Here is a 19,260-nt window from a genome sequence, read left to right as displayed (position 1 = left end):
TTAATTGCAACTGAGACCGATTTTCAGGACACCTGGGGAACCGATCCCCATTTCACACAGGACTTATTACGGGCATCGAAAAGGGCATGACAAAGGGCCCAAGGCGACACGCCTTGGGCCCTCTGAGGTTCAACCGCTGACAACTGCTACTGCTACTGCTACTGCTACTGCACGACCGTGATCCGCTTCGCCGCCGGCGGCGCGATCGGCGTCGTGGCCGTGGAGTTGGCGGTCAGGTAGTCCGCCAGCGCCAGCAGGTCGTCCCCGCCGACCAGGTCGTTCGTGCCCTGGCCCAGCGTCGGGTAGCCGTCGCCGCCGCCCGCGAGGAAGCTGTTCGTCGCGACGCGGTAGGTGGCGGCCGGGTCGAGCGCCGCACCGTTGAGCCTGACCGAGTCGGCGATGACGCGCGCGGCGCCGGCCTTCGTCATGTCGAGCGTGTAGGTGAGCCCCGACGACACCTGGAGGATCTTCGGAGCGGCCGTGTTCGAACCGCTCACCTGCTCCTGGAGTACGGAGAGCAGCTGGGCGCCGGTGAAGTTCTGGAGGTTCACCGTGTTGGAGAACGGCTGGACCGTGAAGCCCTCGGCGTAGGTGACGACACCGTCGCCCTCACTGCCCTTCGCCGCGTAGGTCAGCCCCGCGCGGATACCGCCCGAGTTCATCAGCGCGAGGTCGGTCTCCGGGTCGAGCTTCTTGCCGTACGCCAATTGCGCGTCGGCGATGAGGTCGCCCATCGGGGACTCGATACCGGCGCTGGGGATGTCGCCGGAGATGTAGCCGATCGCACGGTTGCCGATGGGCGCCGCGAGGGTGTTCCACCGGGCGATCAGGTCGGTCATGTCCGCGGCCTTGGCGACGGTCCGGGTGACCACGTGGTTCGCGGAGCGGACGGCCGTACGGGCGATGTCACCCGTCCAGCGGTCGTACGTCAGCGTGGTGTCCGTGTAGAGGCGGCCGAAGGACGCGGCCGAGGTGACCGTGCGCGGCTTGCCCGACGGGTCCGGGATCGTGCACGCGTACGCGGCGTGCGTGTGGCCGGTGACCAGCGCGTCGACCTTCGGGGTGATGTTCTTCGCGATGTCGACGATCGGCCCGGAGATGCCGGAGCCGCCGCCCGCCGCGTTGCAGTCGTAGTTGTAGGCCGTCGAGGCCGGGAGGCCGCCCTCGTGGATCAGCGCGACGACCGACTTGACGCCCTGCTTCTCCAGCTCCTTGGCGTACTTGTTGATCGTCTCGACCTCGTCCTTGAACTTGAGGCCCTTCACGCCCTCGGCGGAGACGACACCCGGGGTGTCCTCAAGGGTCACGCCGATGAAGCCGATCTTGACGCCGTTGTTCTTCCACACCCAGTAGGGCTTGAGGATCGGCTTCCTGGTCTTCTCGTCGAGCACGTTCGCCGCGAGGTAGGGGAAGTCCGCACCCTTGAACTTCTTGCCCTTGACGTAGCAGCCGTCCGTCGGGTGGCAGCCGCCGTTCTGCAGGCGGCCCAGTTCCTTGGCGCCCTCGTCGAACTCGTGGTTGCCGACCGAGGTGACGTCCAGGTCGAGGCCGTTGAGCGCCTCGATGGTGGGCTCGTCGTGGAAGAGGCCCGAGATCAGCGGGGAGGCACCGACCATGTCGCCGCCAGCCGCCGTGATCGAGTACGGGTTGTCCCCGCGCGCCTCGCGCAGGTGCGTGGCGAGGTACTCGACACCGCCCGCGTCGATCGTCTTCGTCGTGCCGTCGGCCTGGATCTCGGTGACCCGGCCGGAGGAGCCGGACGGCGGCTCCAGGTTGCCGTGCAGGTCGTTGAAGGACAGCAGCTGCACGTCCTGGTAACGGCTCGGCTTGCTGTGCCCCTTACCGGCGGGCTTGTACGAGCTGTCGCCGGCGCTGGCCGGAAGAGCGGCGGCGGCGAGAGCGCCGACCGTGGCGATACCGGCGACGCCGGCGAGCACTGCGCGCGTACGGCGTCTGCGGCGGTGGTACGGCTGGGGTGTGGCTGGCATGTGCCCCCCTGAAGTGAGCGAGGTTGGGAAGACTTTGGGAAGACCTGAGGTCGCCCAAGGCAAGGGCGACTTAAGAAGAGGGTGAGAATTCTGTCCCGTCCCGGCGCAGCCTAGGGTCAACGCGCGTAGCGCGACAGGGGTTCAGGGTTACGGAACGGTTGCCTCCCCGGGAGATTCACCATGAATCGGGCAGGCCTTACCCTCGTAGCCATGACCAGCGACGACACCGCGCGCCCCGGCTCCCCCGATCTGTCTCGTTCCATCGGCACCCTTGCCGCCCTCACCCCCGAGCAGGCCGACGCCGTCCTCGCACTGCTCGCGGACGCCGCCCGGATCGACGGCCAGCAGGCGGTGTCCGAGCAGGGGCGGCTGCAACTGCGCGGGGGCGCCCGCGAGGGCGTGTCGCACTTCCTCCTGATCGTCGGCGGCGAACTCGTCGGCTACGCGCAGCTGGAGGACACCGACCCCATCGAGGCGCCGGCCGCCGAACTGGTGATCCACCCGGCCCACCGCGGTCACGGTCACGGCCGCGCCCTCGGCTCGGCCCTGCTGGCCGCCTCCGGCAAACGGCTGCGCGTCTGGGCGCACGGCGGTCACTCCGCCGCCCGGCACCTCGCCCAGGTCCTCGGCCTCGCCCTCTTCCGCGAACTGCGCCAGCTGCGGCGGCCGTTGACCGACCTGGAGCTGCCCGAGCCGAAGCTCCCGGCGGACGTGACGGTACGGACCTTCGTGCCCGGCGAGGACGACGCGGCCTGGCTCGCCGCGAACGCCGCCGCCTTCGCCCACCATCCCGAGCAGGGCTCCCTCACCCAGCGCGACCTCGACGACCGCAAGGCGGAGGCCTGGTTCGACCCGGAGGGCTTCTTCCTCGCCTTCCGCGACGGCGAACTCATCGGCTTCCACTGGACGAAGACGCACGCGGCGGAGGGCCTCGGCGAGGTGTACGTCATCGGCCTGCGCCCGGACGCCCAGGGCGGCGGCCTCGGCCGGGCGCTGACGACGATCGGCCTGCGCCATCTGGCACAGCGCGGGCTGCCCACGGCGATGCTGTACGTCGACGCGGACAACACGGCGGCGGTGAGCCTGTACGAGCGGCTGGGCTTCGAGACCCACGAGACGGACCTCATGTACCGGACCGAGTCCTGAGCTAACTCCCCGGAACACCTGATGGGGGCGGTGATCTTGACACCGCCCCCTCTCTTGGTTCACCCTTTCACTACTCAATTAGTGAAAGGGTGGTTGCACGAGTGGTCGAGTACCGCATCGACAGACGCACCGGCGTCGCCACCTATCTCCAGATCGTCCAGCAGACCAAACAGGCCCTGCGCCTGGGCCTGTTGGAACCCGGCGACAAGCTGCCCACGGCCCGTGAGGTCGTGGAGGCCACCGCCATCAATCCGAACACCGTCCTGAAGGCCTACCGCGAGCTTGAGCGCGAGGGCCTGGTCGAGGCGCGGCGGGGCCTCGGCACGTTCGTCCGCAAGTCGCTGGGGGCCGCTCCGGCGGACTCCCCCTTCGGCGCCGAACTGGCCGACTGGGCCGACCGGGCCCGCGCGGCCGGGCTCGAACGGGACGACGTGGCCGCGCTGTTCACCTCCGTACTCGACACACATTTCGGCGACACGCATTTCAAGGGGGACCAGGGATGAGCGACACCGCCATGGAGGCGGCCGGACTGGGCAAGCGGTTCGGCCTGCGGAAGGGGGGCTGGGCGCTCCGAAAGTGCACGTTCCGCCTGCCGGCCGGACGCGTCTGCGCGGTCGTCGGACCCAATGGCGCCGGCAAGTCGACGCTGCTGGCCCACGCGGCCGGTCTCCTCAGGCCCACCGAGGGCACGCTCACCGTCCTCGGCACCAGCCCCGCGGCGGCGCGTGAGCGCATGGCGTACATCGCGCAGGACAAGCCCCTCCACCTCCAGCTCACCGTCGAGGACACCCTCCGCCTGGGCCGGGAGCTCAACCCCCGGCGCTGGGACGCGGCCGTCGCCGGGCGCGTCGTCGCGGACGGCGGCCTCGACCCCGACGCCAAGATCCGCACCCTCTCCGGCGGCCAGCGCACCCGGGTCGCACTCGCCCTCGCCCTCGGCAAGCGCCCCGAACTGCTGCTCCTGGACGAGCCGATGGCCGACCTGGACCCGCTGGCCCGGCACGAGCTGATGGGCACCCTGATGGCCGACGCCGCCGAGAACGGCACCACGGTTGTCATGTCCTCGCACGTCGTGGCCGAGCTGGAGGGCTCCTGCGACCACGTCCTCCTCGTCGGCGGCGGCCGGGTCCGCCTCGCCGGCCCGCTGGAGGACCTCCTCGCCGCCCACACCCTGGTCACCGGCCCGGCCGCCGACCTCGACGACCACACGGTCATCGAGTCCCGTACGACGGGCCGCCAGATCACCGCCCTCATCCGCCCCGGAGGCCGCCTCGCCGGCACCTGGCGGAGCTCCACCCCCACCCTGGAGGAACTGGTCCTCGCCCACCTCCGCTCCCCCGAGGCCCCGCCCCTGCACCTCGACACGGACCACGCGGGCAACGCGAACGCGTCGGACGCGTCGGTGGAGGCCTCCATATGACCGCCCTGACCACCGTCGAGGCCCCGGCGCGCAAGCAGTCCCGGGGTTCACGCGGCCCCCACGGCCTCACCTGGACCCTCCTGCGCGTGCACCGTTCCGCACTCTGGTTCTGGATCCTGTACGTCACCCTGACCGCCGGCGTGCTCCTGTGGACGTCCGGCCCGGGCGCGAACGCGGCCCTGGAGGATCTGGCCAGGTCGGGCTGCCTCGACGGCGCTTCGAACCTCGTCTGCGACACGGGCAGTTCGAAAGTGAGCCACTGGGACACGGGCCTGGCCCTCGGCAGCGCGCTGATCATCGTCGCCCCGCTCCTGATCGCCGCGTGGGCGGGCGGCTCGCTCATCGGCCGTGAGCTGGAGAACGGCACGGCCCAGCTGGCCTGGTCACAGTCCGTGTCCCCGGCCCGCTGGCTGGCCGCCAAGCTCGCCGTGCCGACCGTACTGATCGTCGCCGGCACTCTCCTCCTCACCGCCCTGCACCGCGTGATGTGGGCGTCCCACCCCGAACTGGCGCACTGGTACGGCAGTTGGAACTGGTACGACAGCCAGATCTTCGCGGCCAACGGCACCCTCGCCACCGCCTACGCCCTGGCCGGTCTGGCCGTCGGCGTCCTCGCGGGCATGGTCACGCGCCGCTCGCTGGCCGGGCTCGGCGTCGGAGTCGTCGCCATCGGCTTCGTCGTACAGCAGTTCCAGTCCCTGCGTCCGCACCTGTGGCCGGCCGAGACCCGGAGGAGCGCCACCGGATTCGACGACACCGTCAGCATGTGGGTCGGCAAAGGCTCCTACACCTCCACCGGCGCCCGCATCCCCGACCTGCTGTGCGGCGACCGGGCCGCGTGCGTCGCCCGCAACGACGTCGCCGGCGTCTACCTCGACTACCACCCCGCCTCCCACTTCTGGCCCCTCCAGCTCGTGGAGACCGGGATCGTGCTCGCCCTCGCCGCGGTGGCCGTACTGATCGCGTTCACCCTCCTCAACCGCCGTACGGGAGCCGCCGCATGACCACCACCACCGCGCTCACGGCCCCCGCCAGACCCCGGCGCACCGGCGCCGTCCGGGGCCTCGTCCGGGCCACACTCCGCCTGCACCGCTCGGCGCTCTGGTTCTGGCTGATGCTGGTCACCGTGGCCGCCGGAGCACTGCTGTGGCTGTACGGATACGCGCTCGACGCGGCCTTCGCCGAGTTCACCAGGGCCGGCTGCCACGAGGGGGGCGTGCGACGGGCCTGCGAGTACTCCGTGTCCGATTTCCACTCCCTGGGCACCACCGAGGCCGTCGGCAGAAACCTGATCGGTCTGGTCCCCCTCCTCACCGCCGTCTGGGCGGGCGGTGCCCTGATCGGCCGGGAACTGGAGAAGGGCACCGCTCAGCTGGCCTGGACCCAGTCGGTCTCCCCGGCCCGCTGGCTGGCCGCCCAGCTCGCCGTACCGGCCGCGCTGCTCGTCACCGGCACCGGCCTCCTCACCCTCCTGCACCGCCTGATGTGGGACAAGCACGCCGCGCTGTGGGGGTCGATGGGCACCTGGGAGTGGCAACAGAGCAGCTACTACACCGCCAACGGCACCCTCTCCCCCGCGTACGCCCTGCTCGGCCTGGCCGTGGGCGCCCTCGCGGGCATGGTGGTACGACGCTCGCTGGCCGCCGTCGGCATCGCCGCCGTGTCCCTGATGACCCTCATGAGCGTCCTCGGCGACCTGCGCCCGCATCTGTGGCCGGTCGAGACCGTGACCCGGAGGGCCGGCTACCCGCAGGTGACCGGCATGGTCGTCCGCGACGGTGTCATCACCTCCACCGGGTCCCGCGTACCGGACCCGTACTGCAACTACACCGAGTGCCGCGCCACCCGTGACGTCGTCGGCTACTTCCGCGACTACCACCCGGCCTCCCACTTCTGGCCCCTCCAGCTCGTGGAGACCGGGATCGTCCTCGCCCTCGCCGCCGCCGCGACGGCCGCCGCCTTCTGGCTGCTGCGCCGCCGCACGGTCTGACCGCAGGGCCGCCCGACCCGCGTATGCCCCTTCCACAGGGGAGAAGGGGCATACGCACCCCCCGGTGGCCATCCGCTCGCGCCCCGCCCACCCCCGCGAGCCGCCCCCCGATATCCCGCACGTCATGTCCCCGTAACCAGTGATTCAGCCGGGCTTGCGAGGCTCACCCAATGACGCCCGCCGTGCCTGAGCCTTCGCCGCCCCCCGAGGGCACCAACGGGACCGGAGCCGACCGGATCGCCCCCGCCGCGCTCCCGCCCGCACGCTCCGACGCGCCCGTACCGGGCGAGGCGCGGAACAATGGGGTCATGAGCCAGCCAAACGCCCAGTCGCAGGTACAGCACGCGCAGCCGTCCGTCGGTTCCCTGACGTCCCACCGCCCGCACACGGTGTCGGCCGTGGTCTCCGACCTGGAACCCGACATCGACGCCGACCTCGACGAGTACGAGGAGGCACCCTACGACGGCGAGCTGCTGCCGCAGGGCCGCTTCCTCGACCGGGAGCGCAGCTGGCTCGCGTTCAACGAGCGGGTGCTGGAACTGGCCGAGGATCCCAATACGCCCCTTCTCGAACGGGCTAACTTTCTCGCGATCTTCGCCAGCAACCTGGACGAGTTCTTCATGGTCCGGGTGGCCGGCCTGAAGCGCCGGATAGCCACCGGCGTGGCCACCCGTTCGGCGTCCGGTCTCCAGCCCCGCGAGGTGCTGGAGATGATCTGGGCCCGCTCCCGCGAGCTGATGGCCCGGCACGCCGCCTGCTACCAGGAGGACGTGGCTCCGGCGCTCGCCGAGGAGGGCGTGCATCTCGTCCGCTGGAGCGAGCTGACGGAGAAGGAACAGGCCCGCCTGTTCACCCTCTTCCGCCACCAGATCTTCCCGGTCCTCACCCCGCTGGCCGTCGACCCGGCGCACCCCTTCCCGTACATCTCGGGTCTCTCCCTGAACCTCGCGGTGATCGTCCGCAACCCGGTGAGCGGACACCGCCACTTCGCGCGCGTGAAGGTGCCGCCGCTGCTGTCCCGCTTCCTGGAGGCCTCCCCGAGCCGGTACGTGCCCATCGAGGACGTCATCGCCGCGCACCTCGAAGAGCTGTTCCCCGGCATGGAGGTCCTGGAGCACCACGCCTTCCGCCTCACCCGCAACGAGGACCTGGAGGTCGAGGAGGACGACGCCGAGAACCTCCTCCAGGCCCTGGAGAAGGAACTGATGCGGCGCCGCTTCGGGCCGCCGGTGCGCCTGGAGGTCGAGGAGTCCATCGACCGGTACGTACTCGACCTGCTGGTACGGGAGTTGAACATCACCGAGGCGGAGGTGTACCCGCTGCCGGGTCCCCTCGACCTCACCGGCCTCTTCGGCATCTCCTCCCTCGACCGGCCCGAGCTGAAGTTCCCCAAGTTCATCGCCGGCACCCACCGCGACCTGGCCGAGGTCGAGTCGTCGTCCGCGCCGGACATCTTCGCGGCCCTGCGCGAACGGGACGTCCTGCTCCACCACCCGTACGACAGCTTCTCCACCTCCGTCCAGGCCTTCCTGGAGCAGGCGGCGCTCGACGACGACGTCCTCGCCATCAAGCAGACCCTGTACCGGACCTCGGGCGACTCCCCGATCGTGGACGCCCTGATCGAGGCCGCCGAGGCCGGCAAGCAGGTCCTCGTCCTCGTCGAGATCAAGGCCCGCTTCGACGAGCAGGCCAACATCAAGTGGGCGCGGAAGCTGGAGGCGTCCGGCTGCCACGTCGTGTACGGCCTCGTCGGCCTGAAGACCCACTGCAAGCTGTCCCTGGTGGTCCGCCAGGAGGGCGACACACTGCGCCGCTACTCCCACGTCGGCACCGGCAACTACCACCCCAAGACGGCCCGCCTCTACGAGGACCTGGGCCTGCTGACGGCGGACCAGCAGGTGGGCGCGGACCTGTCGGACCTGTTCAACCGGCTGTCCGGCTACTCCCGCCGGGAGACGTACCGCCGTCTCCTGGTGGCCCCCAAGTCCCTGCGGGACGGCCTGATCTCACGGATCAACAAAGAGGTCCAGCACCACCGTGCCGGACGCCCCGCGTACGTCCGTATCAAGGTCAACTCGATGGTGGACGAGGCCCTCATCGACTCCCTCTACCGCGCCTCCCAGGCAGGCGTCCCGTGCGACATCTGGGTCCGCGGCATCTGCGCCGTACGGCCAGGAGTCCCGGGTCTCTCCGAGAACATCCGGGTCCGTTCGGTCCTCGGCCGCTTCCTCGAACACTCCCGGGTCTTCGTCTTCGGCAACGGCGGCGAACCCGAGGTGTGGTTCGGCAGCGCCGACATGATGCACCGCAACCTCGACCGCCGCATCGAGGCACTCGTCAGGGTCACGGACCCGGCCCACCGGGCCTCGATCAACCGGATGCTGGAAGCCGGCATGTCCGACACCACGCAGTCCTGGCACCTGGGCCCGGACGGCGAATGGACCCGGCACGCGACGGACTCCGAGGGCCACCCACTGCGGAACGTCCAGGAGATGCTCATAGACGCCCGGAGGCGTAGGCGTGGCACAGCGACACCTTGACCCGACCGACCCCACGACGGCCGGACCCGCCGAACCCGTGACCCCCGACGCCCTGGCGGACTACCTGCGGGCGCAGGCGACGGAGTTCCTCCGCGCCCTGCGCCTGCACAGGGAGTCGGGCACGGGTACGGCACACACGGGCTCCTCCCCCGGAGGGGAGCCCGTGGACGCGGCCCGCGCCCTGCGCCACTCGGCCCGCCGCATCACAGGCACCCTCCACACCTTCCGCCCCCTCCTCGACCCCACCTGGTCGGAGACGCTGCACCCCGAACTGGCCTGGCTGTCGGGCACGTTGGCGAGGGAACACGCCTACGCGGCCCGCCTGGAACGCCTGCTGCTGGCCCTGCAGCGGCTGTCGGGGGCACCGCCTTTCCCGAAGCAGGCGGCGGCAGGACCCGGCAACGCCGGACCCCGGTCCCACCCGGCGCCCGCACCGGACCGCAGCAACCTGACCGTGGGCGCCGCGAAAGCGGGCGCCCTGCTGGAACGCCAACTGACCCTGGCCCGCACCCGATCCCACTCGGAAGCCCTGCAAGCCCTGGGATCCAGCCGCTTCCACGCGGTGGCCGACAACGTCGCGGTCCTCGCCAGCGAAGTCCCCCTCACCCCCGCCGCCACGACCACCCCCACCGACCTGCGCCCCCTCGCCGCCGCAGCTCATGAACGCCTCTGCGCCGCCGTCACCGCCCTCCCCCTCCTCACCGCCGGGCACCCCTACAACGCCGAGGCCCTCGTCCACGGCCTCTCCCTCGACCCGGCCCCCCACCCCCAGGACGCCCCCTGGCACCACGTACGCCTCCTCCTGCGCCTGCGCCACTACGCCTACGAGCTGCTGGAGGGCGACGCGGCCCGGGACGGCCTCGGCGGGCGGATGCCGGCGGCCGGCGCGGCCCTCAACCGGCACCGGGACGCCTCCGAGGCCGCCGCGGCGGCGGCAGCGGCGGCCCGCACCCCACGTATCGCCCCGGCGACGGCGTACGCGCTCGGTGTGCTCCACGCCGACCAGCGCCACGAGGTGGAGGCCGCGCGGTTCGCCTTCCAGCAGTCCTGGGAGATGAAGGCGGTGAGCACCGGATGACGTACGAGGTGACACCCACCGACGAACCACCCGACGAAGCACCCGACGAGCGCCCTGTGCTGGCGGCGGGCTGCGTCCTGTGGCGCCGCTCGCCCGTGGACGGCGGCCTGGAGATCTGCCTCGTCCACCGCCCGAAGTACGACGACTGGTCGCACCCGAAGGGCCGGCTGAAGCGCGACGAGGAGACACTCGCCGCCGCGCTGCGCGAGGTCGAGGAGGAGACGGGCTACGAGGCCGCCCCCGGCACCCCCCTCACCACGTCCCACTACGAGGTCAACGGCCGCCCCAAACAGGTGAGTTACTGGGCGGCGGAGGCGGTGTCCGGCGCGTTCGCCCCGAACGACGAGGTCGACCTCATCCTGTGGCTGCCCCCGGCGGCGGCCCGCGAACGCCTCACCCAGCCACGCGACAAGGACCTGGTCGACGAGCTGTCGGCCCTGCCGCGGAGGTAGGCCGAAGCAGCGCGGCTAGGGCCTGTCGTCCTCATGTCCCTTGCCGTCCGTCCGGGCCAGACTGCGGGCCCGGCGGGCCGGCCCGCGCCACCCGCAGACACATCTGGCGAAGCAGAACGGCCCGTGCTCCACCATGGATACGGAGTGCTCTTCGGGCAACTGGGAGAATTCGCTTCGGTCGTGCTGCGCCACGCCCACCACGGTACCCATCCCCGGGTAAAACACTGGTATACGCGTGACAACCTCCCCCAACCCTCGTTAAGCGGAAGGACGGAGGCCGTGGACCGACGGCCCTGCTTGGGGGTGGGCGGCGATGGAACGGCGGCGACACTGGCGCGGCGGCGGGGCGGTCGTCATGGCCGCCGCGACGGCCGGTCTGCTGATCTGCGCCACCGGCTGCACACGCGCCGGCGAAGCCGCCACCGCGGACGCCCGCCCGGCCGGCGACGCGGTCCGCGTCCTGCACCGGGCAGCCGCGGTGCTGGTCGACGCGGGCACCTCCAGAACCACCACCTCGATGGAGATGGCCACCGGCGGCACCCGCGTCACCATCCGGGGCGAGGGCGTCTACGACTACGGCAGGCAGCTCGGCCGCCTGCGGGTCATGCTCCCCCAGGACCCGGCGGGCGCCAGCCCGCACCGCCCGATCACCGAACTCCTCGCCCCAGGAGCCCTGTTCATGAAGAACCGGGGTGCGGGCGTCCCCGCCGACAAGTGGGTACGGGTGGACACGGCGACCCTGTCCGACGGCAACCTGGTGACGGGCGGGGCCACCGACCCGTTCGCCGCCGCCGAGGTCCTGCGCGGGACGCGCGAGGCGACCTACGTCGGCCGAACCCGGATCACCGGCACCGAGGTACGGCACTACCGGGGCACCGCCGACCTCGCCGAGGCCGCGAAGAACGCCTCATCCGGCAACAGGGGCCCGCTGGCGGCGGCGGCGAAAGGGTTCGCCACCGCCCAGGTCCCCTTCGATGCCTACCTCGACGACGAGGGCCGCATCCGCAAGCTGCTGCACCGGTTCAGCTTCGTCAACGGGCAGCAGAAGGGCACGGTCGCGGTCGCCTCGACGACGCTGCTGTACGACTTCGGGGCCCCCGTGCACGTACGGCTGCCGCGCCCGGCGGACATCTACGCGGGCCGGATCGCCGAACAGTGAGACTGTCGTACGGAAAACCGGGAAGGCGAGGCGAGCGAGCCGTGCGAGCAACCCGGGACGACCCGGCTGCGTCCGCCGTAGCGCAAGGACTAGCCCGTCCGTGCCATGCGCGGTGCGTGGCCCGCTCCCTACTCTAGGAAGCGGTGACGGCAGAGAAGAGGTGATGCACGTGGCTCCGGTCGGCGGTACGGCAGTTCAGGACCACGTGGCCCTCGCCGAGATCGAGCTGTGCGGAGATCTGATCATCGCGGCCTCGGCGGCCGGCGAGGAGCGGCTCAGCCTGGAGAGCATCGACGAGGTGCTGCGCGTGGCGGAGGAGCGCGAGGGACGCAAGGTCACGTCGGCTGGCTGAAAACCGACGGACGCAACGGGGTCGGCCGAAGGGCTCAGGTACGCAGCAGACGACCGATCGCCTTGGTCGCCTCCTCCACCTTCGCGTCGATCTCGGTACCGCCCTTGAGGGCCGCGTCCGCGACACAGTGCCGCAGGTGTTCCTCCAGGAGCTGGAGCGCGAAGGACTGCAGAGCCTTGGTGGACGCCGAGACCTGGGTGAGTATGTCGATGCAGTAGACGTCCTCGTCGACCATCCGCTGGAGCCCGCGGATCTGCCCCTCGATCCGGCGCAGCCGCTTCAGATGCTCGTCCTTCTGGTGGTGGTACCCGTGCACACCACGGTCGTGGTCGGTCACCACCACGGTCCCGGCGTCGGTCCCCACACCCGTCACCGCACCGGTCACCACGTCGGGCGTCTCCGCGCCGGCCTCGGTGGTCGTCATCGCGTCCTCCCGTTGAACACCGTTGAACAAACATCAGACACAAAAGCGTCAATATACCCCTGCCGGGTATATCGTAACCAACTTTGCTGGGTATAGGCCGGTGTAGACCACCGTGCAGTCCACTCTGGCCGATGGGCGACACTGGGGGGCGACCCGTTAGCCGTGGCCGGATGTTGCGCCTAGCATCAGCCTGACCGAATCCGAAGGACTCCGAGGACCTCACGTGCGATTTCGTCTGACCCCCAGGGAGACGAGCTTCTACGACATGTTCGCCGCGTCAGCGGACAACATCGTCACGGGCTCGCGACTCCTCATGGAACTGCTCGGGGCGGACGCCTCCGGCCGGGCCGAGATCGCAGAGCGTATGCGTGCCGCGGAACACGCCGGCGACGACGCCACACACGCGATCTTCCACCAGCTGAACTCCTCGTTCATCACACCGTTCGACCGCGAGGACATCTACAACCTCGCCTCCCTGCTCGACGACATCATGGACTTCATGGAGGAGGCCGTCGACCTGGTCGTCCTCTACAACGTGGAGGAGCTGCCCAAGGGCGTCGACCAGCAGATCGAGGTCCTGGCGCGGGCGGCCGAACTGACGGCGGAGGCGATGCCCAACCTCCGCACGATGGAGAACCTCACGGAGTACTGGATCGAGGTGAACCGCCTGGAGAACCAGGCGGACCAGATCCACCGGAAGCTTCTCGCCCACCTGTTCAACGGCAAGTACGACGCGATCGAGGTGCTGAAGCTCAAGCAGATCGTGGACGTGCTGGAGGAGGCGGCCGACGCCTTCGAGCACGTGGCGAACACGGTGGAGACCATCGCCGTCAAGGAGTCCTGACCCCTTCATGGACACCTTCGCACTGATCGTGACCATTGGCGTCGCGCTCGGATTCACATACACGAACGGCTTCCACGACTCGGCGAACGCGATCGCGACGTCCGTGTCGACCCGCGCGCTGACACCCCGCGCCGCGCTGGCCATGGCCGCCGTGATGAACATGGTCGGCGCGTTCCTGGGCAGCGGCGTCGCCAAGACGGTCAGCGAGGGCCTGATCGAGACGCCCGAGGGCTCCTCGGGCATGGCGATCCTGTTCGCGGCGCTGGTCGGCGCGATCACCTGGAACCTGATCACCTGGTACTTCGGACTCCCCTCGTCCTCCTCGCACGCGCTGTTCGGCGGCATGGTCGGGGCGGCACTGGCGGGCGGCACGAAGGTCTACTGGGACGGCGTCCTGGAGAAGGTCGTCATCCCGATGTTCATCTCCCCGGTGGTGGGCCTCCTGGCCGGCTACCTGGTCATGACGGCGATCATGTGGATCTTCCGCCGCTCCAACCCGCACAAGGCCAAGCGCGGCTTCCGTATCGCACAGACGGTGTCGGCCGCGGGCATGGCCCTGGGTCACGGCCTCCAGGACGCCCAGAAGACGATGGGCATCGTGGTGATGGCCCTGGTCATCGCCGACGTCGAGGACTACGGCGACCCGATCCCGGTCTGGGTCAAGATCGCCTGCGCGGTGATGCTCTCCCTGGGCACGTACGCGGGCGGCTGGCGCATCATGCGCACCCTGGGCCGCAAGATCATCGAGCTGGACCCGCCCCAGGGCTTCGCGGCGGAGACCACGGGCGCGTCGATCATGTTCGCCACGGCCTACCTCTTCAAGGCCCCGGTCTCCACGACCCACGTCATCACCTCGGCGATCATGGGCGTGGGCGCGACGAAGCGGGTGAAGGCGGTGCGGTGGGGGATCGCCAAGAACATCGTCATGGGCTGGTTCATCACGATGCCTGCCGCCGCGCTGGTGGCTGCCGCCGGCTATGGGGTCGTGTACTTGGCGGTCCTGTAGCTGGAACCCGGTGATGGTGTGGCCGTCACTGGGGGCTGCCGCCCCCAGACCCCCGCTCCGGCCCTGAACGGGCCTTGTCCTCAATCGCCGGACGGGCTAGGGGTGCGGGCCGGGCCGGAGGTGGAGGTGGAGGCCGGGAGTCGTTCGTACACCGTCACCCGGCGGCCTCTGACCTGTTCGTCGGCCACCGCCGTGAAGTACTTCGCCAGCACGGACATCTTCATCCGGTCCCGCTTCGCCGTCACCGGTCTCGCCACCCCCGTCGCGTCCGTCACCAGCAGGATCCGCTGCTGGGACAGCATCGCGGCACGTATGCGGGCCGGGGCCGCCTCCACACCTTTCAGTGTCCCGGACGACACCGGGCTCTCCGCGAGAGCTATGTCCCACAGACCCGTAAAGGCCCCGGGAGAGACCGACTTGGTGTCCCGCCGTGCCGCCGGGACGAAGAGCACCGCGCTCCCGGGCTCCTTCATCCGCCGCACGTTCGACGCTGTCGCCATGACGTCGTCCACCCGGCTCGCCGGGGACCGCTTGGCCAGTGACTGCGGCAGCAGTGCGACCATCGCCACGGCCAGCACCACCGGGAGGATCCAGTTCGACGCTCGCGGGAACCGGGGGCCCGCCGCCCGTAACGCCGAGCCGACGACCGTACCGATCAGCAGTGCCAGCCCCAACAGGCTGAAGAGGACGTACCGGTCAAGGAACAGCGGCTGGATCAGGGAGAGGCCGACCAGGCCGATCTGCGGCACCACGAGCAACGGCAGCCCGACAGCCGCCACCGACAGCCGGCCCACCCGGGGCCGGTCCAGCAGCGCGCCGACGCCGCCGATCAGCAGCAGGACGGCCGGGCCGATCAGCATGTGCCAGGTCAGCGGCGGGATCCAGGACAGTTGTGCTGACTGGCCGCTGCTGAAAAGGATCAGGGGCAGCGCACAGACCGTGGCGACCGCGGAGGCCGCCGTCCACCGTGCCCACACTCCGCGCCCTGCCCGGGTCCAGAGCAGGGTCGCCAGGTGCGCCGGCAGAATCATGAGCGAGAGCCAGTTCAGCAGCGCGCACATCAGGACAGCGCCGCCGTAGGCAACCCAGTACGCCGCCCGGACACGCCCCTGGAGCAGGCTCACCAGGAGCAGGGTGGAGATCGCGGCCCCCGCTGCGACCAGCGCGTACGGCCGGCCCTCCTGAAGATGGAACTGCACGGCCGGAAGCAGCCCGAACGCCGTCCCGCCCGCCAGGCCCACCCGCCTGTCGGCCAGCCGTCGGCCGACAACCGCGACGCAGGCCGCCGCCCCCGCCATGGCCAGCACCGAGGGCAGCCGCAGGGTGGTGGTGCCGGGCCCGAAAATCTCGAACAGGCCGTGCATCAGCAGGTAGTAGCAGCCGTGTACGACGTCGACGTTGCCCAGCATGTGCCAGATCTCGGCCGTGGAGCGCTGGGCCACCTGCCAGGTCGCGGCCTCGTCCCGCCACACGCTGCCCTGCCGCGACAGCCCCCACAGGCCTAAGGCAAGGGTCCACAGCATCGGGACGAGCCAGACGGCCGTATGACGACGTCTGGAGTCCGCGGAAAATCCCGCGGGCCTCGTTCCGGCCCCCTGACGACGGTGCGGCGAACGGACCTTGACCAGTTCACTGACCACGAAACGTACACACCGTAGACCCCCCTACGCGGCTTCCCCCCTGAAAGCCGACGCGATCGAGGATGCCATCCCGGCCTCGCCTTGTCCCGCCCTTGTCACGTACGACGGGCCCGCCCCCGGAATTCCAGGGGCGGGCCCTATTCGGCCTCGCGGTGGCACCGCCATGCAGCACCGCGAGGGGTCTTGAAGCAGACAGGGAGGAGACGGCTCAGCCGAAGCGGCCCGAGATGTAGTCCTCCGTCGCCTGGACCGACGGGTTGGAGAAGATGCGCTCCGTGTCGTCGATCTCGATCAGCTTGCCGGGCTGGCCGACCGCCGCGAGGTTGAAGAACGCCGTCTTGTCCGACACACGCGCCGCCTGCTGCATGTTGTGCGTCACGATGACGATCGTGAACCGTTCCTTCAGCTCCCCGATCAGGTCCTCGATCGCGAGCGTGGAGATCGGGTCGAGGGCCGAGCAGGGCTCGTCCATCAGCAGCACCTTGGGCTCGACGGCGATCGCACGCGCGATGCACAGACGCTGCTGCTGGCCGCCCGACAGACCCGAACCGGGCTTGTTCAGGCGGTCCTTGACCTCGTTCCAGAGGTTCGCGCCCTTCAGCGACTTCTCCACGATGTCGCTCAGCTCGGACTTCTTGTACGAGCCGTTCAGCCGCAGCCCCGCCGCCACGTTGTCGTAGACGGACATCGTCGGGAAGGGGTTCGGGCGCTGGAAGACCATGCCGACCTCACGCCGCACGGACACCGGGTCGACCCCGGGGCCGTACAGGTTCTCGTCGTCGAGCATGACCTTGCCGTCGACGCGCCCGCCGGGCGTGACCTCGTGCATGCGGTTCAGGGTGCGCAGGAAGGTGGACTTGCCGCAGCCGGAAGGGCCGATGAAGGCCGTCACCGAGCGCGGTTCGACCGTCATCGAGATGTCCTCGATCGCACGGAAGGAGCCGTAGTAGGCGCTGAGGCCGCTTACGTCGATTCGCTTGGCCATGGGATATCACTGCTTCTTTCGAGGGGTCGGCCGGCCATCGAACCGGTCGGCTACAGGTCGCTGTCGTATGGCCGCGTCAGCGACCTGTCTTCGGAGCCTTCCAGCGGGCGATACCGCGAGCTCCGAGGTTGAGGATCATCACGAAGGCGATCAGCGTGAGCGACGCCGCCCAGGCTCGGTCGTACGCCGCCTCCGCACCACCGCTGTTCGCGTACTGCTGGTAGATGTACAGCGGCAGCGAGGCCTGCGCACCCTCGAACGGGTTGTTGTTGATGAAGGGGTTGCCGAAGACCAGGAGCAGCACCGGAGCCGTCTCGCCGGCGATACGCGCCACCGCCAGCATGATGCCGGTGGTGATACCGCCGATGGCGGTCGGCAGGACCACCTTCAGGATGGTGCGCCACTTCGGGATGCCGAGCGCGAGAGACGCCTCGCGCAGCTCGTTCGGTACGAGCTTCAGCATCTCCTCCGTCGAACGGACGACCACCGGCATCATCAGGATCGCCAGGGCCAGCGAGCCGGCGAAGCCGAACGGCTGCATGTCGAACTGCAGCATGAGGCTCAAGATGAAGAGGCCGGCGACGATCGACGGGATGCCCGTCATGACGTCCACGAAGAACGTGACCGCCCTGGCCAGCGAGCCGCGCCCGTACTCCACCAGGTAGATCGCGGTGAGTACGCCGATCGGCGCGCCCATCGCGGTGGCCAGTCCGACCTGCTCCAGGCTGCCGATGATGGCGTGGTAGATGCCACCGCCCGGCTCGCTGTCGGCGACGACGCCCATCGAGTGCGTCAGGAAGAAGACGTCGAGGACCTTCACACCGCGCGAGACGGTCGTCCACAGCAGGGAGACCAGCGGCACCAGGGCGAGCAGGAAGGCGACCCAGACCAGCGAGGTGGCGATGCGGTCCTTGGCCTGGCGCTTGCCCTCGACGCTCGTGGCGATGACGTACGTACCGACGACGAAGAGGATCGCGGCGATCAGGCCCCACTGGATGCTGCTGTCCAGCCCGGCGGCGAAGCTGATGCCGATCCCGAGGGCGACGGATCCGCCGGCCAGGGCCCAGGGGAACCACTTGGGGAGCCTGGCGCCCTGCAGGGTGCTGGGGCTCTTCTCGGCTACGACGGTGCTCATGCGTTGGCCCCCGAGTACTCGGCGCGGCGGGCGATGATCGCGCGGGCCGCGCCGTTGACCACCAGAGTGATGACGAACAGGACCAGACCGGAGGCGATGAGCGCGTCACGGCCGTACTCCGACGCCTCACCGAACTTGGCGGCGATGTTCTGCGCGAAGGTGCCGCCGCCCGGGTCGAGCAGGCTGGTCTGGATGAGGAAGCTCGGGGACAGGACGGTGGCGACGGCCATCGTCTCGCCCAGCGCGCGGCCGAGGCCGAGCATCGACGCGGAGATCACACCGGAGCGGCCGAAGGGCAGCACCGCCATGCGGATGACCTCCCAGCGCGTGGCGCCGAGGGCCAGCGCGGCCTCCTCGTTCATCCGCGGGGTCTGCCGGAACACCTCACGGCTGACGTTCGTGATGACGGGGAGGATCATGATCGCGAGCAGGATGCCCACGGTCAGCATCGAGCGGGGCGCGCCCTCTTCCCAGGAGAAGACGCCGGTCCAGCCGAGGTAGTCGTTCAGCCAGCCGAACAGCCCGTTCATGTTCGGCACGAGGATCATGGCGCCCCACAGGCCGTACACGATGGACGGTACGGCGGCGAGCAGGTCGATCACGTAGGCGATCGGGCCGCTCAGCCTGCGCGGGGCGTAGTGCGTGAGGAACAGCGCGATGGCGACGGCGACCGGGACCGCGATGGCCATGGCGATGATCGAGGAGACCACCGTGCCGAAGGCCAGGACCGCGATGCCGAACACCGGCGGGTTGAGGTTGGCGTTCCACTCGAAGGTGGTGAGGAAGTTGCCCTCGTCCTTGTTGATCGCGATGACCGCGCGATAGGTGAGGAAGATCGCGATCGCGGCCATGATCGCCAGCAGCAGGATGCCCGAGCCACGGGAGAGACCGAGGAAGATCCGGTCACCGAGGCGGGTGGCGCCACGGGCGGCGCGCTTCTCCTCGACCGTGGGCGGCTGGGGGGCGGCGGGTGGGGTGGTGTCTGGGTTCTTGGTGGTTATGTCCATCGGGTTCTCCGGTCTGCGGGGCCGCACCCGGGGATGCGGCTCCTGGCGGCGGTGCACCGGACGGTGCGGCCGGGTCCCCCCAGGTGGCGGGACC

Annotated in this window: 18 protein-coding genes; 12 read left to right on the top strand and 6 right to left on the bottom strand. The window is 70.0% G+C overall.

From position 1 onward, the window contains the following. Window positions 1-164 precede the first annotated feature (164 nt). Complete coding sequence (locus OHN74_RS23330) at window positions 165-1,988, bottom strand: bifunctional metallophosphatase/5'-nucleotidase (RefSeq protein WP_327696493.1); 1,824 nt, start codon at window positions 1,986-1,988, stop codon at window positions 165-167. 210 nt (window positions 1,989-2,198) lie between these two features. Here OHN74_RS23330 and mshD point away from each other — a divergent pair, with 210 nt between their 5' ends. The 10 genes from mshD (at window position 2,199) to OHN74_RS23280 (ending at window position 12,125) form a co-directional block, all read left to right on the top strand. Next, window positions 2,199-3,134: a mycothiol synthase gene (gene mshD, locus OHN74_RS23325; protein WP_327696492.1), complete on the top strand. Its 936-nt coding sequence runs from the start codon at window positions 2,199-2,201 to the stop codon at window positions 3,132-3,134. Between the two features lie 101 nt (window positions 3,135-3,235). Next, the gene (locus tag OHN74_RS23320) at window positions 3,236-3,637 is read left to right on the top strand and encodes a GntR family transcriptional regulator (RefSeq protein ID WP_327700241.1); all 402 of its coding nucleotides are present in this window, start codon (window positions 3,236-3,238) and stop codon (window positions 3,635-3,637) included. After that, on the top strand, window positions 3,634-4,554 hold the full coding sequence (locus OHN74_RS23315; RefSeq protein WP_327696491.1) for an ABC transporter ATP-binding protein: 921 nt from the start codon (window positions 3,634-3,636) through the stop codon (window positions 4,552-4,554). Before OHN74_RS23320 ends, OHN74_RS23315 begins: the two co-directional genes overlap by 4 nt. Beyond that, on the top strand, window positions 4,551-5,558 hold the full coding sequence (locus OHN74_RS23310) for an ABC transporter permease (protein ID WP_327696489.1): 1,008 nt from the start codon (window positions 4,551-4,553) through the stop codon (window positions 5,556-5,558). Before OHN74_RS23315 ends, OHN74_RS23310 begins: the two co-directional genes overlap by 4 nt. Beyond that, window positions 5,555-6,544 carry an ABC transporter permease gene (locus OHN74_RS23305; RefSeq protein ID WP_327696488.1) on the top strand — a complete coding sequence of 330 codons (990 nt, stop codon included), beginning with the start codon at window positions 5,555-5,557 and terminating at the stop codon, window positions 6,542-6,544. Before OHN74_RS23310 ends, OHN74_RS23305 begins: the two co-directional genes overlap by 4 nt. Before the next feature lie 170 nt (window positions 6,545-6,714). After that, window positions 6,715-9,084, top strand: a complete 2,370-nt coding sequence (locus tag OHN74_RS23300) for an RNA degradosome polyphosphate kinase (RefSeq protein WP_327696487.1) — start codon at window positions 6,715-6,717, stop codon at window positions 9,082-9,084. Beyond that, a complete protein-coding gene (locus OHN74_RS23295; protein ID WP_327696486.1) occupies window positions 9,065-10,162 on the top strand; it encodes a CHAD domain-containing protein in 1,098 nt (365 codons plus the stop codon). Before OHN74_RS23300 ends, OHN74_RS23295 begins: the two co-directional genes overlap by 20 nt. Continuing rightward, entirely contained in the window at window positions 10,159-10,614 is a 456-nt protein-coding gene (locus tag OHN74_RS23290) for an NUDIX hydrolase (protein WP_327696485.1), read from the top strand. Before OHN74_RS23295 ends, OHN74_RS23290 begins: the two co-directional genes overlap by 4 nt. Before the next feature lie 313 nt (window positions 10,615-10,927). Further along, window positions 10,928-11,773, top strand: coding sequence for a hypothetical protein (locus tag OHN74_RS23285; RefSeq protein ID WP_327696484.1), 846 nt, complete (start codon window positions 10,928-10,930; stop codon window positions 11,771-11,773). 163 nt (window positions 11,774-11,936) lie between these two features. Then, complete coding sequence (locus OHN74_RS23280) at window positions 11,937-12,125, top strand: hypothetical protein (protein WP_327696482.1); 189 nt, start codon at window positions 11,937-11,939, stop codon at window positions 12,123-12,125. Window positions 12,126-12,159: 34 nt separating this feature from the next. Here OHN74_RS23280 and OHN74_RS23275 read toward each other — a convergent pair whose 3' ends face one another. Beyond that, entirely contained in the window at window positions 12,160-12,549 is a 390-nt protein-coding gene (locus tag OHN74_RS23275; RefSeq protein ID WP_327696481.1) for a metal-sensitive transcriptional regulator, read from the bottom strand. Window positions 12,550-12,772: 223 nt separating this feature from the next. On the opposite strand from OHN74_RS23275, the gene OHN74_RS23270 reads away from it, so the two are divergent. Continuing rightward, window positions 12,773-13,393 (top strand): DUF47 domain-containing protein, encoded by a 621-nt coding sequence (locus OHN74_RS23270; protein ID WP_053742085.1) that lies wholly within the window; start codon window positions 12,773-12,775, stop codon window positions 13,391-13,393. Between the two features lie 7 nt (window positions 13,394-13,400). Further along, entirely contained in the window at window positions 13,401-14,399 is a 999-nt protein-coding gene (locus OHN74_RS23265; RefSeq protein ID WP_327696480.1) for an inorganic phosphate transporter, read from the top strand. 80 nt (window positions 14,400-14,479) lie between these two features. On the opposite strand, the gene OHN74_RS23260 is transcribed toward OHN74_RS23265, so the two are convergent. From OHN74_RS23260 to pstC, 4 genes are all read right to left on the bottom strand, one after another. After that, window positions 14,480-15,922, bottom strand: a complete 1,443-nt coding sequence (locus tag OHN74_RS23260) for a glycosyltransferase family 39 protein (RefSeq protein ID WP_327696479.1) — start codon at window positions 15,920-15,922, stop codon at window positions 14,480-14,482. Window positions 15,923-16,247: 325 nt separating this feature from the next. After that, window positions 16,248-17,024 carry a phosphate ABC transporter ATP-binding protein PstB gene (pstB, locus tag OHN74_RS23255; RefSeq protein WP_327696478.1) on the bottom strand — a complete coding sequence of 259 codons (777 nt, stop codon included), beginning with the start codon at window positions 17,022-17,024 and terminating at the stop codon, window positions 16,248-16,250. Window positions 17,025-17,100: 76 nt separating this feature from the next. Then, entirely contained in the window at window positions 17,101-18,159 is a 1,059-nt protein-coding gene (pstA, locus tag OHN74_RS23250; RefSeq protein WP_327696477.1) for a phosphate ABC transporter permease PstA, read from the bottom strand. After that, on the bottom strand, window positions 18,156-19,166 hold the full coding sequence (gene pstC / locus OHN74_RS23245; RefSeq protein ID WP_327696476.1) for a phosphate ABC transporter permease subunit PstC: 1,011 nt from the start codon (window positions 19,164-19,166) through the stop codon (window positions 18,156-18,158). The genes pstA and pstC overlap by 4 nt, the downstream gene beginning before the upstream one ends. Window positions 19,167-19,260 lie beyond the last annotated feature (94 nt).

Source organism: Streptomyces sp. NBC_00459 (assembly GCF_036013955.1).
In the GTDB taxonomy this organism is placed as follows: domain Bacteria; phylum Actinomycetota; class Actinomycetes; order Streptomycetales; family Streptomycetaceae; genus Streptomyces.
The sequence above is the reverse complement of the archived record's forward strand: the minus strand, read 5'-3'. Positions and strand labels throughout refer to the sequence as shown.